10 protein-coding genes are annotated in these 17,363 nt (G+C 55.7%); 5 read left to right on the forward strand and 5 right to left on the reverse strand.

What is annotated here, in order from left to right; all coding sequences use genetic code 11:
• Both Poly41_RS03675 and Poly41_RS03680 read left to right on the forward strand, forming a co-directional pair.
• Nucleotides 1–1,260: an efflux RND transporter periplasmic adaptor subunit gene (locus Poly41_RS03675; RefSeq protein WP_146524529.1), complete on the forward strand. Its 1,260-nt coding sequence runs from the start codon at nt 1–3 to the stop codon at nt 1,258–1,260.
• On the forward strand, nt 1,257–4,358 hold the full coding sequence (locus tag Poly41_RS03680) for an efflux RND transporter permease subunit (RefSeq protein WP_146524530.1): 3,102 nt from the start codon (nt 1,257–1,259) through the stop codon (nt 4,356–4,358). The genes Poly41_RS03675 and Poly41_RS03680 overlap by 4 nt, the downstream gene beginning before the upstream one ends.
• Here the strand turns inward: Poly41_RS03680 and Poly41_RS03685 are convergent.
• Nucleotides 4,305–4,649: a hypothetical protein gene (locus Poly41_RS03685; RefSeq protein ID WP_146524531.1), complete on the reverse strand. Its 345-nt coding sequence runs from the start codon at nt 4,647–4,649 to the stop codon at nt 4,305–4,307. The two genes, Poly41_RS03680 and Poly41_RS03685, sit on opposite strands and share 54 nt — an antisense overlap.
• Nucleotides 4,650–4,887: 238 nt before the next feature.
• Between Poly41_RS03685 and Poly41_RS03690 the strand changes: the two genes are divergently transcribed.
• Nucleotides 4,888–8,199 (forward strand): PVC-type heme-binding CxxCH protein, encoded by a 3,312-nt coding sequence (locus tag Poly41_RS03690; protein WP_231615372.1) that lies wholly within the window; start codon nt 4,888–4,890, stop codon nt 8,197–8,199.
• A 290-nt stretch (nt 8,200–8,489) separates the two neighbouring features.
• Here the strand turns inward: Poly41_RS03690 and Poly41_RS03695 are convergent, their stop codons facing one another.
• The gene (locus tag Poly41_RS03695) at nt 8,490–9,473 is read right to left on the reverse strand and encodes an SPFH domain-containing protein (protein ID WP_146524532.1); all 984 of its coding nucleotides are present in this window, start codon (nt 9,471–9,473) and stop codon (nt 8,490–8,492) included.
• A 181-nt stretch (nt 9,474–9,654) separates the two neighbouring features.
• Here Poly41_RS03695 and Poly41_RS03700 point away from each other — a divergent pair, with 181 nt between their 5' ends.
• Together Poly41_RS03700 and Poly41_RS03705 are read left to right on the forward strand one after the other, a co-directional pair.
• Nucleotides 9,655–10,578 carry a sugar phosphate isomerase/epimerase family protein gene (locus Poly41_RS03700; RefSeq protein WP_231615373.1) on the forward strand — a complete coding sequence of 308 codons (924 nt, stop codon included), beginning with the start codon at nt 9,655–9,657 and terminating at the stop codon, nt 10,576–10,578.
• A 175-nt stretch (nt 10,579–10,753) separates the two neighbouring features.
• Nucleotides 10,754–12,808 carry an esterase/lipase family protein gene (locus Poly41_RS03705; RefSeq protein ID WP_197231044.1) on the forward strand — a complete coding sequence of 685 codons (2,055 nt, stop codon included), beginning with the start codon at nt 10,754–10,756 and terminating at the stop codon, nt 12,806–12,808.
• A 23-nt stretch (nt 12,809–12,831) separates the two neighbouring features.
• Here the strand turns inward: Poly41_RS03705 and Poly41_RS03710 are convergent, their stop codons facing one another.
• From Poly41_RS03710 to Poly41_RS03720, 3 genes are all read right to left on the reverse strand, one after another.
• The gene (locus Poly41_RS03710) at nt 12,832–13,101 is read right to left on the reverse strand and encodes a Sec-independent protein translocase subunit TatA/TatB (protein ID WP_146524533.1); all 270 of its coding nucleotides are present in this window, start codon (nt 13,099–13,101) and stop codon (nt 12,832–12,834) included.
• Between the two features lies 1 nt (nt 13,102).
• Nucleotides 13,103–13,324 (reverse strand): twin-arginine translocase TatA/TatE family subunit, encoded by a 222-nt coding sequence (gene tatA, locus Poly41_RS03715; RefSeq protein ID WP_390621396.1) that lies wholly within the window; start codon nt 13,322–13,324, stop codon nt 13,103–13,105.
• 250 nt (nt 13,325–13,574) lie between these two features.
• Nucleotides 13,575–17,354 carry a CRTAC1 family protein gene (locus Poly41_RS03720; RefSeq protein WP_146524534.1) on the reverse strand — a complete coding sequence of 1,260 codons (3,780 nt, stop codon included), beginning with the start codon at nt 17,352–17,354 and terminating at the stop codon, nt 13,575–13,577.
• Nucleotides 17,355–17,363 lie beyond the last annotated feature (9 nt).

Here is a 17,363-nt window from a genome sequence, read left to right on the forward strand (position 1 = left end):
ATGAAGATTCGAAAAATGAAAACGTATCAGATCGAGTTTTTTACGGCGGCAATTGTCATCGTGTTGGTCGTTGGTGGATTGGCCTACAGTTTTGCATCGATGCCACCGTCCGACGATTCCTCCGACGACATCGAGTTGCTTCTGGACCGTGCCGGCAGTGCGGATTCAACGCCCAAGGCAATGCAGCGCAGCACCCCGGTTGTTTTAGCGGAAGCAAGGGCGATGTCGTTTGAGCGGAGCATTACGGTCTCGGGCAGCATTCAGGCGAAACGCTTTGCATTGGTTTCAGCCAGGGTTCCTGGGACGCTTGACGCTGTCTTTGTCGACGAAGGCGACGTGATCGAAGCGAACAAAACCGAGCTGTTTCAAACCGATTCGGTCAAGCTGAGTAAGGCGGTCGCGATCGCTCGGCAAGAGTTGACGGTTTCCCAGTGTGCGGTTCAAGAGAAACAGGCAATGTTCGAGAAGAGTGCCGCGGTGAAGCAACAAGCTGAAAACGACTTGCGCCGATCACAAGAATTATTAGGCAAGAACGCGATGGCGATCCAAGAAGTTGAGAAAGTCGAATCGCAATACAAGCAATGCGAAGCGGACGTGAAGCATGTGCGTGCGCTAATTGACTTGGCGACGGCACAGTGGGAACAAGCAAAGTTGAACGTCACGATCGCCGAGAAGGATATGGCGGATTCGTTGGTGGTTAGCCCCATTTGCGGGCGTGTTTCGGAGCGGCTGTGTGAACCGGGCGAGATGGCGGGTGCAGGGACAGCCGTGCTCAGGATTGAGGACCTGTCGCTGCTGGAAGTTTCCGTCTACTTGCCGGCCGAGTATTACGCCGAAGTGATTCCCAATCAAACCGCAATGCGGGTCCGCGTGGGCGACACCGACCTGGAGACTCGGATGGTCAGCTACAAGAGCCCGACGGTCACCCATCAACTGCGCACCTTCAAGGTCGAGGGGCTGATTGAATCGCCGCCCCCTTGTGTGGTGCCTGGCTGTTTGGCCGAAGTAACGATCGTGACCGACCGTCGAGAGGGTATCGGGGTGCCTGCCGAAGCGGTTCAAAACCGAGCTGGACACTCGGTTGTCTTTGCGGTTCAAGGCGAACGCGCGGTAGAGATCGAAGTCGAGACGGGGCGTCATGCCGAGGGACAGCTGGAAATCGTCCGAGGTCTTGACGTCGGAACGGCTGTCGTGGCCATGGGACAAACACTCATCGAAAACGGTTCGCCCGTTTCGATCGTCCAGGAGCAGTCGCTGTGAACCTATCTGACTTCTCGGTCCGCCGCCCCATCGCAATGGGCTGTCTGATCATTGGGCTGACGCTACTCGGGTTGAACGCCTACCGCAAGATGGGCCTCGAATTGATGCCCAAGATGGACGCGCCTTTCGTCACGATTGTCACCGTTTATCCAGGCGCTGCACCGGGAGAGCTCGAGACCGACGTGGCGAAGCGAATCGAGGATGCCGTCGTGTCGCTTGACGGTTTAAAACACGTCAGTTCGACCTGCATGGAAAACGTTTGTCAGACGCTGTTGGAATTCCAAATGGACGTGGACGTCGACGTTGCCGCGACCGACGTACGCGAGAAACTGGATGGGATTCGCGCGGAACTGCCTGCCGATGTGGAAGATCCGAAAATCCAGAAGTTCGATATCAATGCAAAGCCAATCGTCAACTTGGCGTTGGCTGGTGACGTCCCGCTGACGGACTTGTACGATTTTGCCGACAACACGTTGAGCGATAAATTGACGGTCATTCCGGGTGTCGCCGAAGTTCAATTGATTGGCGGCGCAGAGCGAGAGGTTCACGTTGAATTAGATCGCAGCAAATTGGCTGCTCGTGGATTATCCAGCATGGATGTGGTTCAGGCGATTCAAAACGCCGTTCGCACGATCCCCTCTGGACGCGTACGAGATGGGGGAACCGAGTATGCGGTCAAGTTTGACGCAGACTATCACCGAGTGGTCGATTTGGAGGATCTCGAGGTCGCGAACGACAACGGTCGTCGCTGCTACCTTCGAGACGTTGGCGGAGTCAAGATGGCGACCGAAGAGCTTCGCCAAACCGCAACGATCGACGGTCGCGACTGTATCGCGATTAAGGTCGTCAAGAAGGCCGACGCCAACGCGGTGAGGGTTGCCAACGCGGTCCGAGACGCAATGCAGGAATTGAATGCGCAGCTCCCTGGTGGCATGGATTTGGTTTGGGTGGATGATGACGGCCGTTTCATCGAGGCGAATAACGCGAGTGCCTGGGTCAATGTGGTGCAGGGTATTTTGCTGACTGCCGCGATCCTGTTTTTGTTCCTCTACAATGTACGAACTTTGTTCGTGGTGGCGATCACGATGCCGCTGACGATTGTGATTGGTTTGTTCTTCATGAGCGTGGTGAGTTACACGCTGAATACATCGACGCTGATTGCCATCGGAATGTCGGTTGGTATTTTGGTGACCAACTCGATCGTCGTACTCGAAGCGATTGACAAACGCCTGGGAACGACCGGCGATCCAAAGGAAGCATCGCGGTTGGGTTCGAGTGAGGCGTTCATCGCGGTGTTGGCCAGTGCCGGGACCAATGTCGTGGTTTTGTTTCCCTTAGCTGTGATGAAAAGCAAGATCGGCATGTTCATCGGGCCCTTGGCGATGACCATGTTCATCATGACGGTCGTTTCGTTGTTCATCTCGTTTACGCTGACGCCGATGCTCTGCTCGTTGGTTTTGAAGCCGCGTGAACAGGAATCACGTTCATTGCTGCGGCGTATCGAGCGTGTCTGGAACTGGATGTTCGACCGAATCGTTTCCGCATATCGTTGGTCGTTGACGTTTGCCGAACAACACCGTTGGGCTGCGGCATTGCTGCTACTGGCGGTCGCGGGCATGTTCGTACACTCGATCAAGACAGCGGGGACACTGGGAAGCAGTGCATTTTCACAGTCGGACATGGGGCGTTTGTACTTACGTTTGGAATTTCCGACGCGTTACAGCTTGGAGGAAACCGTCCGTCGAGTGAAACAGGCGGAGGCAAGAGTCCAGGACCTTCCCGAGTTGAAGCACGTGCTAACGACCGTGGGAAAGGTGGAAGCGATGTTGGGGCAATCGAGTGAAGGAGTGTACCTCGCCCAATTGTTGCTCAAGTTCAGTGAGCGTGACGAGCGATCCATGACAATCGCGGACTTGATGGATAGCGTACGATCCAGAATCACAGGTTTTCCCGATGCGATCGTCGCGGTCAGTCAGCCTTCGATTATCGGCGGACAATCGAACCCCGTGGAGTTAGAGATTGCCGGCAGCGAGCTGGCGATGCTTGACAAGTTGGCGACCAAGAGCCTCGACCTTGCACGGCAACTTGACGGTTTTGTCGAATCCGACACAACGGTTCGGCAGGGCAAGCCAGAGATCCGCATTGAGCCACGCCGCGCTGTGTTGAGCGACGTCGGTGCACCAGCGGTTGGACTTGGTTTAACGCTGCGGGCAAATTTGGAAGGGATCGAAGCGGGCACCTACAAGCAGGATGCGCGCAACTATGACATCGTTGTCAAATTGGATGAAGTGCAAGGGAAACGCCAGATTGAGGAGTTTCAGTTTCCGGGAACGGACCGCCATCCCGTCTTGTTGACCAGCTTCAGTCACATCCGTGAAACCGAAATCCCGATTCAAATCACGCGTAAGAACAAACGACGAATTACCAAACTGACCTCCCAATTGGCTTCGTCTTTACCGCTGGGGACTGCGGTTTCTCAGTTGAGCCAGGCGATCGATCAGAGCAAGGTGCTGCCGCCGGGATACGACTACCGCTTTGCGGGCGAGTATGAAATGATGAACGAGGCTCAAGGTGGCTTGGCCGAAGCCGGAATCACGGCGATGATTTTGGTGGTGTTGACCTTGGCCGCGATCATGGAGTCGTTTCGTCAACCCACCTTGATTCTGATCACCGTCCCGTTGGCATTGATCGGAGTTTTTTGGGCGCTCGCGATCGCCGGCGAGAGCATCAGCATCTTTGTCATTATGGGGATCGTGATGATGATTGGCATCGTCGTCAACAACGCCATCTTGATCATGGACCAATTCAACGTGCATGTTGCAGAAGGCTTTCCCCGTCACGAAGCGATGATTGAAGCGGCATGCGAACGGTTTCGCCCAATTGTGATGATTACGTTGGCCGCCGTGTTGGGGATGCTGCCGCTGGCGCTCGGCCAAGGGATTGGTGCGGAAATGCGAAATGGAGTGGGCATCGCATCCGCTGGAGGGATTCTGGTCTCCGGTGTTCTGACCTTACTGGTGTTACCGATTCTCTATTGTTCGTTCTCACATGGTTTGGCTAAAGCAAAGCATGAACAGCATCAAGTGAATGGCAAGTAGCGCCGCTGCGGTTTTGCGGCGATGAGAGTAGAGGCCGGCAATCGACAACATGCATCCCAATCCTGCGATCATCGCACCGCCGGTTGGGAACCACCATGCTGCAGCAGCAGCGAAAAAGAGGACCATCGCAGACGCCGCGACCGCACCCATGGCGGTGTATCGCAGTGGCGTTGCCTGAAAGTAGACGTCTTCGGGATTGATCACTGCGGCCGACGCCATCATTGGTGGGTCGGTGGCGAAGGGAGATCCTCGGCGAATCGGTTCGCTGGTTTCGGCAGTGTCGTTCGTCATTTGGGCTTCATTCGCGTAAACTCGTGACAATCTGGTTACAATCCACGTCTAAATCTTGCCATCTTTTGGCGTCCCTGGCTATGTTAGGGGAAACCACTTTTAAGATCGGCAACCGAAGCGTGAATTCTTTCCTTCCGATCCGTGCCAGATCGGTTTTCTCCGCCCAACCCTCTTTGGACCCTTGAACGTCTTGACTCCTTTTGTAACTTGCATCCCGGCGTCGTTCCGATGGTTTTTCTTGTCGATCCTGTTCGTTCACGCCGTCACGCGAGCAGCTGGACCGTTGGCAAGCAACGAACCCCTGCAGCCTGATGTCGCGGCGGCTTCGGGCGAAGCCCAAGTGGCGATGTCGGCGGTCACGATTCCTGAGAATTGGACGATTAATTTGTTTGCATCCGAGCCAATGGTTGCCAACATTGTGGCCTTTGATATCGACTTGGAAGGTCGGCTGTTTGTCGCGGAATCGTATCGTCAAAATCGCGGTGTGACCGACAACCGAGGTCACGATGACACTTGGTTGTTGGCTGATTTGTCGGCCCAAACGGTCCAAGATCGCATCGATTATCATCGCAGACTGCTCGGCGACTCGGCGGTCACTTACACGCAGCATGATGATCGCATTCGCCGTTTGATCGATGCCGATTCGGATGGGAAAGCCGACGACAGCGTGGTCTTCGCCAACGGATTTCATCGTTTGGAAGAAGGGACGGGGGCCGGCGTCTTGGCTCGCGGCAATGACGTTTACTACACCTGCATTCCTCGGCTCTGGAAACTGTCGGATCGAAACGGTGATGGCGAAGCCGATGACCGAAACGTGATCTCGGATGGATATGGGGTACGAGTGGCCTTTCGTGGACATGATCTCCATGGGTTGACGATGGGGCCTGATGGTCGGCTTTATTTTTCGGTGGGCGACCGCGGCTACCATGTCACCACGAGTGATGGCAAGGTGATTGCAGACCCCGCGACCGGAGCTGTCTTTCGTTGTGAGATGGATGGCAGCAGCTTGGAGGTCTTCTGCAATGGGCTGCGGAATCCTCAGGAGTTGGCTTTCAACGATCTCGGAGATTGGTTCACCGTCGACAACAACAGCGACAGTGGCGACAAGGCGCGGATTGTCCAATTGTTGCAATACGGTGATTCGGGATGGCGAATGTACTATCAGTACTTGCCAACGCGCGGACCGTTCAACGAGGATCGGTTGTGGGAACCGTGGCACCCGGCGCAACCTGCCTACATCGTTCCGCCCATTGCAAACTTCACAGACGGCCCATCGGGGCTTGCCTATTACCCGGGAACCGGTTTCTCCGACGAGTGGAAGGATCGGTTTTTGATTTGTGATTTTCGTGGTGCGGCAAGTCAGAGCGGCGTGCGCAGCTTCAAGCTTAGCCCCGCGGGCGCTTTCTACAAACTTGAAAGTGACGACCAACCGATTTGGTCCGTTCTCGCTACGGACGTTGCGTTCGGGCCGGATGGTGCGCTCTACGTTAGCGATTGGGTCGATGGCTGGGATGGCGTTGGCAAAGGTCGCATTTACCGGCTGACGGACAACCGGTTTCATGATTCGCCGGATGTCAAGGAAGTCGCCAAGCTTCTTGGTGGTGATTGGCGTTCGTTGCCGACGGAGGACTTGGTCGCGGGGCTCGCACATTCGGATCGTCGCATTCGATTGGAATCCCAATGGGAATTGGCCCATCGTCGGGACACCGCTGTCCTACTACCCATCGCAATCAGCACCGATACCCCGACGCTCGGTCGATTGCATGCCCTTTGGGGAGCCGACATGGTGGCTCGGGTTGATCTACGCAAACGGCCGGCGGTGATCGACGCCATTCGTCCGCTGATGGAGGATGCAGATCCCGTCATTCGGGCAGCCGCAGCCAAAGTGGTGGGCGAGCGTGGCGATCAAGATTCGGTGGCTCGTTTGACAAACCTGCTGACCGACGAATCGAGTCGCGTACGCTACTATGCGACCCTGTCCTTGGCCCACTTGAAAGCTGCTTCCGCGATGCCCGCCGTTGTGCAATTGCTGGAAACGAACAACGATTCGGACCCTGCCCTCCGACATGCCGGACAAGTCTTTTTGTCGCTTGCCGTTCCTGCCGCGCAGGTTGCGACTTTGAGCGAGCACAAGAGTGAAGCGGTCCGGCGCAGTGCTGTCGTAGCATTGCGACGAACCACCAGTGGTGAGGTCGTGCGGTTTTTAACCAGCGAGAGCCCCTTGGTGTCGGCAGAAGCCGCCAGAGCGATTCATGATGCGCCTATCCCTTTGGCACTTCAAGCCTTGGCTTCCATGATCGAAACCCCGCTTGCGAATGTTCCCTTGCTTCGGCGTGTGATCAACGCAAATTATCGCATTGGTTCGCCGGAAGCGGCAAAAGCACTTGCCAAGTTCGCGGCCCGTGGCTCCAACCCCGAGTTGATGCGGATCGAAGCACTCGATTGCCTCGCTGAATGGGATAACGTCGATCCGCGAGATCGCGTTTTGGGTGACGTACGCCAAGTGACCCCGCGATCCCGCGCCGATGCCTTCGATGCGCTATCGAGTGAAATGGAGGCGATTCTGGCGGGAAGCGAGACCATTCGTGAGAAGGCCATTGAAGTGGCAGCCAAACGCGGCATCAAGAAGGTCGCCCCGTGGTTAGCGATGCGAGTGATTGATTCCAACCACAATTGGCAGACGCGTGCATCGGCGCTGACAGGATTAGCGAAGCTGGATTCGTCGAAGGCGACGGAGTTGGCAAAAGAGGTCAAGCTAGCGCCGGCGAACGAGTTACTCGAAGCTGCCCTCCGCGTGCTGGCCGATCATGACGCTGCGGCCTCGATCGACACGTTCATTGCAGCGACCGAAAGTCGTGGAACAAAGGTACGGCAATTGGCGTGGGATATTTTGGCAACAATCGAAGACGAACGCGCAAACGAAGCGATTTCGAATGCGGTTCGGCAATATCTCGAGGGGACCTTGGCGAGTGAAGTGGCATTGAATGTGCTGGAAGCTGCCAGGGACCGGCTCGACGTCCCTACGATGGAAGATCTGAAAGAGCACCAGTTGTCGCTGCGTGAATCGGACCCTTTGGCGCCTTGGTTGACATCGCTCCATGGTGGTGATGCGATGGCAGGCAAGAAACTCTTTTTTGAAAAGACCGAGTTGTCGTGCGTTCGATGCCATCGGATCGAATCCTTGGGAGGCGAGGTGGGCCCCGAATTAACAACGATCGGCAAGCAGAAAGATGCTCGCTATCTGCTGGAGAGTATTTGCTTGCCCAATACAACCATCGCTGAGAAGTTTGGTTCGATGGTGATTGCAACCGACAGCGGCCAGGTGTTCACGGGGATCGTAAAATCAGAAACAGAGGAAGCGATCGAGCTGACTCAAGTCGATGGGTCACTGGTTCAAGTGGCCCAAGAGGAGATCGTCGCCTTACGATCGGGAAAGTCGGCGATGCCAGCTGATTTGGTCCAACATCTTTCGGGCCGTGAATTGCGTGATCTGGTGGCCTATCTGTCGAGTTTGCAAACGGAAACGCAGCCTTCAACCGACGTGCAGTAGCGAGCTCGTCTTCCGCCGCAGCTCAATTTTCGGGAAGGGCCGTTTCCTAGCGGCCACACTCCCAGGTGATTTGGCCGGTGGGAACCGGCCCTACTTCGAACGCCGACTCGCAATTCAAGCTGAGTCGGAATACTGGTGGACCGTCAGCATTAAGTTTTAGGGTAGTGGATTTCGCCAGAAATCCGTAACTCAAATGTTCTTCGGGACTTCTGGCGAAGTCCACTACGTCCCAACTCGCAGTTTTAACCTTGACGGTCCACTCGACCGAACGTGACCTCCCAAAAAGGGTGTTAGGATCCCGCTTGGACCACGGGTTGCGTGTGCCGATCGCTGCAGAGGACAACGAGCAAGTTTGAAACCAGTTTGGCTCGTTGGGTCGCATCCAGTTCGACAATGTTGTCACGATTCAAGTGTTCCAGTGCCATTTCAACCATTCCAACGGCACCGTCCACGATCTTGGTTCTCGCAGCGACGACGGCTCCGGCTTGTTGACGCTGCAACATCGCCGCTGCGATTTCAGGAGCGTAAGCCAGATGGCTGATGCGAGCTTCCAGCACGGTGACGCCTGCCTTCATGAGTCGTTCCTGGATATCTTCTCGCAGTCGATTGCATATTTCCTCGGTGCTGCCGCGCAACGATACCTCATGATCTTCGCTGTCATAGGGATAGCGTGTTGCCAAACTACGCAATGCGGCCTCGCTTTGTACTTCCACAAAATGTTCGTAATCATCGACTTCAAACAGTGCTTCGGCGGTGTCGGTCACCTTCCAAACCACCACGGCCGATATTTCAATAGGATTCCCATCACTATCGTTCACTTTCGAGGGTCGGCTGGCGGTGCGAGATTTCGCTTTGAGTACCTTCCCCGTGCCATCCTTTTCTTCGGGGGTCGATGACGATCCGGTTTCAAAGTTACGCACCCGCAAACTCACCTTGCGTTTCCAATAGAACGGGTTGACCCAAAAGAAGCCCGATTCTTTGACGGTTCCGCGGTACTCGCCAAACAGCAGCAGCACGCGCGAGTCATTTGGCGCAATCGCCATCAGGCCAAACAGACAAACGAGTGCGCTCGGAATCATCAGGATTCCAAGCAGGATCGTCAATGCACCGAAAGCACCTCCGGCTGCACCTCCGAGAATGATCATCAGGATGGCGAGGGGGATGCTTGCCAGGGCTCCAAACAACGGGCCCCATCCGGGAATCGTCTTGCCGACTTTCTCGTTGTGAACAACTTGGTCTTTCGGGGGCTCAAATGAATTCGTAGTCTGAGTCATCGTCGCAGCTCGGATTGAGGAAGTTGGGTTGGGGGACAACCGGGATTGGTCATTGTAGGGCTTGATTGCGAGGCAAGTTGGGCGCGCAATCTCAATCGTGTAAGATACCGCGTAAGACATGTTCCGGGGTTGCGTTCTTCGGAATCGTTCCTGTCGCCCGCCCCTTTGTCGGAGAATCGTCATGATGCAACTAGGTTTCACCACCGCCATCCTGCCAAGCCAGTCCCTTGAAGAAGTTTTTTCGGTCGCATCGGATTGCGGCTACGATTGCGTGGAAGTGATGTGTTGGCCAGCCGGCAAGGACGCGCGACGGTACGCCGGCATCACTCATATTGATGTAGCCGGATTGGATGATGCAAAGGTCAGTGAGATCCATGCATTGTCTGCAAAATACGGGGTCGCGATTAGCGCGCTCGGATACTACCCCAACCCCTTGTCACCGAACCAGCAGGAAGCGGAGGCAGCGGTTGCTCATTTCCGAGACGTGATCGCCGCGGCGGCCAAGTTAGGAATCTACCGCGCCAATTCCTTCATCGGCCGCGACTGGACAAAGTCCGTTGACGAGAACTGGCCGCGGTTCCTGGAAACCTGGGAACCAATCATCCGGTATGCCGAAAGCTTGAACGTGAAGGTGGGAATCGAGAACTGTCCGATGTTCTTTACAGGCGATGAATGGCCGGGTGGAAAAAACCTCGCCCACAGTCCTGCGATTTGGAAACGTATGTTCACAGACCTACCGAGTGACCACTTTGGTTTGAATTTTGACCCGTCGCACCTGGTATGGCAGCAGATCGATTACCTGCTCCCGCTTCGTGAGTTCGCCGATAAGCTGTTTCATGTTCACGCCAAAGACGTACGCATCGATCGGGAAAAGCTGAATCAAGTGGGGATTTTGGCCGTTCCGAACGATTACCACACCCCGAAACTCCCCGGCATGGGCGAGATCGACTGGGGGAGGTTTTTCTCGATCTTGGGGGATGTTGGTTATCGAGGGCCGGTTTGCGTTGAGGTGGAAGACCGAATCTTCGAGGATTCCGATACGAATCGCAAATTGTCATTGCAGCAAAGTGCAACGTATTTGCGGAACTTTGTTCCTCGCCGCTAGTGTTTCACGGAGCGTGAAACCGAAGTAAAAACAAGGTTGACATGCGCGTCTAAAGAACCCTAACGTTCGGCTGGGTTTCTCAAGCGTTTTTGAGAGGGGTAAGAACCTTTGATTCGCATCACTTTGCCAACCGACGACTAGGCGATTGTGCGGTTTTCCGCCGCAAGACACCTGCATGCCGACCTTGTTTCCCTCGACCGTCTCCTCGGAGGGTTGCCCGAACGATTCGAGCAACCGCTGTGGTAGCGCGCTGACGCGGTCGAGGTTGTGGCGAACCATCATCACTGCAATCTGGGTTTTGCTGATCGCAGTGGGCGCATCCGGATGCTCGACACCTCGCTATTTGTCGAGTCGATCCGTTCGCGAAAACCCGCTTGCCGGAACGTTGAAGCTGATGGGGGCAAAAGGTCCTCAGATCAGTGAACGAACATGGAACACGTTGAATCGATTCGGGCTAGAAGATCAATACTCGGCCGATCATCACAAGTGCTTCGCCAAGATCCGCGAAACGATCAACACCACTGCGGATCCCGAATTGGTCTACGCACTGAGTGAACTTTGCTATGTCGAGGGCAAGAAAGCCGAACGCGACGGCGACCTCGTGGATGCGTTGAGTCACTATGGAATGGCATTGACGAACAGCTACGACTATCTGTTCAGCGACGACCTTCAGATGACCCGCAATGCGTTCGACCCGCAATTTCGTGATGCCTGCGACTTGTACAACGAATCGCTCGAGGACACGTTGCGCATCATGTGCCGCGAACATCACATCGAACCCGGCAGCACCTACACGATCAAGACGCCTGACCGAGAATTCATCGTGCGGACCGAAATGCACGGGAAGTGGAAGCCGGAAGAGTTTGACCGGTATGAATTCGTCAGCGACTACGACATTCAAACGCTCCACAATCGGCACACCACGTATGGCTTAGGCGTTCCGTTGATTGCCGTGCGTAAATCCGCTTCGAACGATGATCCACGAGAGCGGTTCTATCCCGACGGGTTGAGCTATGCCGTCTCGGCCATGATGCGCTGTGCGCCTGGTCATAGCGATAGCCGCGCGGGTGAATCGCCAACCTGTGTGTTGGAGTTCTTCGATCCACTGCAAGCGAATCAGATCGAGATCGCGAATCAATGGGTTCCACTTGAAACCGACCTCACGACACCGTTGGCGTTTTTCCTGGATAGCCCTGAATTTCGTGAACGCAACCTTGCAACCGAAGGGTTGCGCGATCCCGACAAGTCACAAGAACGTCGGGGGATCTACATGCTTGAACCTTACGATCCCAATCGAATTCCCGTCTTGATGGTCCACGGTTTGTGGTCGAGTCCATTGACGTGGATGGATATGTTCAACGACCTTCGCAGTTTTCCCGAGATTCGCGAGCGGTACCAATTCTGGTTCTATTTGTACCCCACCGGACAACCGTTTTGGATCAGTGCGGCGCAACTACGCTCTGATCTGTTGGCAACCCGAAAGGCGTTCGACGCGGGACACCGTGATCGAGCGATCGACCAAATGGTGCTCGTCGGTCACAGCATGGGGGGATTAGTCAGCCGCTTGCAAACCATGGATAGCGGTGATGAGTTCTGGAAAATCGTGAGTGATCAGCCGGCCGACAAGTTAGTGGGATCGGAACAGGACCGCGTGAAATTGGTCAGCACATTGTTTTTCAAACCCAACGAATCCGTGCGCCGGGTGATCACGATTGGAACGCCCCATCAAGGCAGCAATTTTGCGAACGATTACACACGTTGGCTGGCACGGAAATTCATCAACCTGCCGCAGATGTTCGTCTCCACTGGGCAACGCCTGACCCGCGAAAACCCCAGCTTCTTTCATGATACGAAATTGTTGACCACTGCGAACGCGATCGATTCACTGGCCCCCAAATCGCCCATTTTCCCCGTCATGATGCGAGCGAAGAAGGCCCCCAATGTCAAATACCACAACATCGTCGGTATCGTCGAAAAACGCGGCTTCTTTGCGCCTCACACCCGCAGAGGGGACGGCATCGTCGAGTACGAGAGTTCGCACATGGATGATGTGGAGAGCGAGTTGATCGTTGAAGCGGAACACACGACGATCCACATGACAGGCAAAGCCATCTTTGAAGTTCGTCGTGTCTTGCTAGAACATTTGCAACAAGTCGATGCGGAGGACCGCGTCGCGATGCGGCAACAGGCCGATGCAAATCCAACCCCAGTCAACGCAACCATGCGGTAGCACAGCGATCGGGACCGAGGGGGCTACGCCGGCGGTTTAAACTTGGGAGCCGAGGGTTCGTCGGGTTCATCCAACTCCGATTCGCTCGCTTCTTTTTTCGAATTATCCATCGACATCGCTTTGTTCGCCTCATGCTCGGCGTTGCGAAATTGTTGCTGGACGTCGTTGAGCGTTCGACGAAGTTCGCGGTAGCTGCCTCCGAATTTCCGGGCAACCTCGGGAAGATTGCCCCCGAAAAGCACAACCGCAATGACACCGATCACCATCAACTCGAATGGTGAAAGTCCGAACATGTTACGATTCTTTCCCGTCCGACGAATCACGGGTGTCTTCATCGTCAACCGCTTCGTTCATGCCACGTTTGAACTCGTTGGCACTCTTACCCAGGTTTCGCATCAAACTCGGCAGTTTTTGGCCACCAAAAAGCAGCAAGGCGATAAACAAAACGATCACCATCTCGGGCATGCCCGGGAATCCGAACGCCAAGACTGAATTTGCCGATAACACCGTTAACATAATTTCGCTCCGCAGGAGAGGCTCTGATTCGAGAACCCTGACTGATTGTTCGGCGAAAGCGGGAAGGTCGCTTGGCCTCTGCACAGAACGGCACAAAACCGCTCGGCTGAGTCTGCCAAACACCTCCAGAACCGATGTGTCGGGGATTGTGGGTGTAGGTGCGAGCAACTCACTCGCTTTCCATCCCCCATTGTATTGACCGACGCAGAAGAGTCAAAGGCGTAAGGTTCCCAAAACCAGCGATTTTCCACTACTGCCAAAACGCCTGGAACGACTGAGTCCGCTGACGGTGAGCCGCATTGATCGCGTCCGTTTTCTCGCTTTCGGCCCATTGTCGTCGCGTGGGCGGGTAGGTTTCCATCGATTTGAACGGTAGCGGATCGGCACTTTGTCCGGTCAGCGTGTTCAAATCGGCGTCCTTGTCCCAACCGACACAGTGCAGGACGAAGTCACGCTTCCAACCCTCCGGTGGCGACGCTTCGGGAACGGGGAAACGCAACCGCAATTCGTCGCCCGCCCCCATCACGACCATCGAATCGTCCCAAGCCTCAACCAAACTTTGGCAGTCGCCATAATTCGTAAACTTGCCCCGCAGCGGTGGCCATTTGGGCGTTTCGGTCACATGGGTGTAATCGTAGGTTTCTGGCGCCAACGGCGACTCCTTCCATCGCCGCGAAAAGCCGCGGTAAACCAATTCGGCATCGCGGAGCGTCAAAGGGTGCGTCCGCGTTTCCACCGGTTTCTGCTGGATCACCAATTCGGCACTGTCCCAGTAGATCTGAGCCGAGGTGCGAACTCGCATCCGCAAATCGTCACGATTGATGGCATCGGTCACGTCCACCACAATCGTCTTCGTCTTTCCCCCGGGGAAGCCGACATAGGGAATTGCTTTTCGCCATCCTCCCTCGGCTTCGGTGTCGGGCACCCATAGCGATGGAAACTCAATCGGCTGCAGTTCGGGGTTTTGGTCAATTTGTATGTTGAGCGAAGTGTCGGTAGGCAAAATCCAGCCAGTCAAAACCAGGTAGACCGATTCGCCCGAGGGTTCTTGAGGCAAACCCGCCTTGGCAAAACCAACATCGATCCAGTGTGGCGGACAAAGGCCTTGCCGCAATCTGCGATCGAATCCTTGAACGTAGTCCTGGTCGATGGAGGTCAGTTTCTCTGTGACGTCCCGGTCGGCGGTGTCGAATGCACGGGTCACGTTCCGCCGACTCGGCTCATCAAACGCAAAAATCGTTGGTTTCGCGATTGCCGCTGGGCCAACCTTCTCGTTGGTCCAAATGTCCACTTCCTCGGGATGATCCACGGCGACCAACGCGACATGGTCAAAATAGCCAACTTCCCAAAGCTCTTCGGTGATTCGCATTTCGTAATGCCCCTCGCGCTCGACCACGAAATCACCATCAACTTTCAAATACTCCCACGGCCGATCCTTCGCAACGACCCCTTCGGCTACCTGTAATCCGAGCGGTGCCGCCCACAAACAATCGGTCACGAAGGCAAATTTCTCTCCATCCCAAGCGTACAAGTAAGGGCAGGAACCCTTGAGCGTTTGCTCTTCTTCGACCAACGTGTCGACCGTGGGTTGCAAGATCGTTTGGGACAAACCGTTTGGGAAAATCACCCGCAGCGTTGCGGCCGCGTCGAACTGTCCCAAACCAAAATGGGTCATCGGTGTCGTAATCACCTCAGCCCGGTAATAGGGACCAAACCTCACTTCGACCACCGATCCGACGGCGTAATGATTCACCCGACCGCTATTGGCATTGTTGTCGTCGATCCCTCGGAATCGAACCTGCAAGAAGTGGTTCGTGGACTCGGTCGTGTTCAGCGCGACGGTCGGTTGACCTTGACGCACGGCCAATGTGTCGAGCAAACCATCGAGATTAAAATCGGCAACGGCTAAGGATTGATTCCCCAGGGCCGTGTCAATGGTTTGAACCGTATCGCCCTCTTTCGACCCCATTCTCAGCACATCGGCAGCCGACTCGCTAGAACGAAGCACATCGGGCCAGATGTCATTATTGAAATCAGCCAGCGCCAATCCATTCCCCGTCTGCTTGACCGTTTCGGCCCGGTCGACGGTCCAGGCTCCCGCGTCGGCGGTTTGGGAATAGGCGATCACCGACGTACCTTTTCCGGCAACCACGAGGTCCCAGGAGATGTTTCCATCCAAGTCGCCGATGGCGATTCCAGCCGGTTCGTCAACAGCCGGCACCTCGTCTAGGTTGCGGAAACGAAACTGTAGGTGCAGCAGATTCTCGACCAATCCGACCTGGCCCGATTGATCCAAGGTGACAATGTCCAGGTCCAAGTCACGGTCCAGATCAACGATGGCCAGCTGCTGAATCGAATTTTGAGACGCCAGCGACGAGCTGTTGCCGGCAGTCGCGGTTTCAAAGAAGGTTCGGTTCCCGCGATTGACAAACGTTCGAATGCCGAGATCCGTTGTGGCCAACACCAGGTCCAAGTCTCCGTCGCCTTCTAGGTCTCCGACGGTCGCCGCTGTCACGCCGGTCACATCGTCCAGTCCGGCCGAAGGTTCCGCGAGCGACATCCGCTGGTCCTCCCCCGTTTCCCCGCGACCGTCGACCGTGACCAGCCGGACGCCTTGGTCGCCATAGGCAATCACGGTAAGGAACGTGTTGTGACGCGACGACGAATCGGCCACCGCAGCACTCGATCCGCCATCGCCCGATGCGGTAGCCGATTGTCCGCTCGCTTGGATCCGTTTTGGATCGCTGCTATCGACCATGAATAAGTCAGCCGCCAACAAACCCTTGATCGGCATTTTCAGATCGAGTGAGCCGGCAGATTCCCAGGTCGCGGAACTGCCCATCCGATTCCGTAGCAGGGTCAGTTTTCCGTCCGTTGTAGCGGTCAACACATCGGGGGCAAGGTCCAAATCAAAGTCAATCGGAATCGCGACGGCGACGTCGTGGGCTTCGCTGACCGACTTGGCGTCGAACGTGATCGGTGCCAAATCCAAGGGGGCCGGTTGCGCTTCGGCAACGGCAGCCGACGCACGCCGCATTGCATCAAAGCTGAGCCGATCAAGCGGGTGAGGCGCCGAGCGGCGACGATCAAGTTTCACCAATTCCGTACTGTTGAGGACGTTGAACCAAAGTAACATTTGGTTTTCCGCGACCGACCAATCTTCCGAATCAATTCCATCAAGGATCTTTTGGACCAACTCGTCGGGCGTCAATCCAATCGGTTCCGTTTGGCGACGCAGCGAGGGCTCGATGGATCTGGCAAGCTCGCCGGTGCGACGGACTGCGGCGGTGGCGGATGGCGACTGGATCGAAAGATTGGATCTCGCCGCCCGCAGCGCGATGTAAAGATTTTCGGGGTTTGTGTCGGACAAGGTCACCAGTGCTTTTGCGGCCACAGGCTCAATCTCTTTCGGCAACCCGTCAATCGGGTCTTCCATCTCGTCGAGCACTTGAGTCAACGGCCCGCCGAGCATGATGGATCCAGGGCGTTTGCCGAGATCCCCTTCGATCGCAGCGACAAGACGATCGAAGATTTCTTTCCGCATCGATCGCGTCAGGGTCGGCGGCAATAGCGACGCTTCATGGAGATCCACTCGACAACGCAGCCATAACGCGACGACGGTTTCGCCATCGGTCTTGCTATAATCGTCGACACCTTGCCGCGCCGCGTCGATCGCCTCTGGCAATTGCTTGCGAGCGGCCTGTTTTTCCGCAGGCGTTAGCAGCGAATTGGTGGCTTGGGACGTCAGTGCATCGACGTGCAGCACTCGCGACAACGCTCGGTTGAGCGTGATAGAGCGATCGTCTGGATGATCGCGGTAGAGGGAAGTCCAATCCCTGTCGGCGGCGACGACCTCCAAGTTCTCGGTGTCGGCCAAGGCTTGACGAATCTGTTCGAGTTTTGCAAACGCTGCATTGTTCTCGGACGAAGCGGTCTGTTGGGCCTCGTTCGCAGGGCGTCGGTTTGCAACCACGATGATCACCACGGCGGCGGCGACCAGCACCAAGAATGCCAAGAAAATGCGTTTCATTTTGAGTTC

Source organism: Novipirellula artificiosorum (assembly GCF_007860135.1).
GTDB classification, from domain to species: domain Bacteria; phylum Planctomycetota; class Planctomycetia; order Pirellulales; family Pirellulaceae; genus Novipirellula_A; species Novipirellula_A artificiosorum.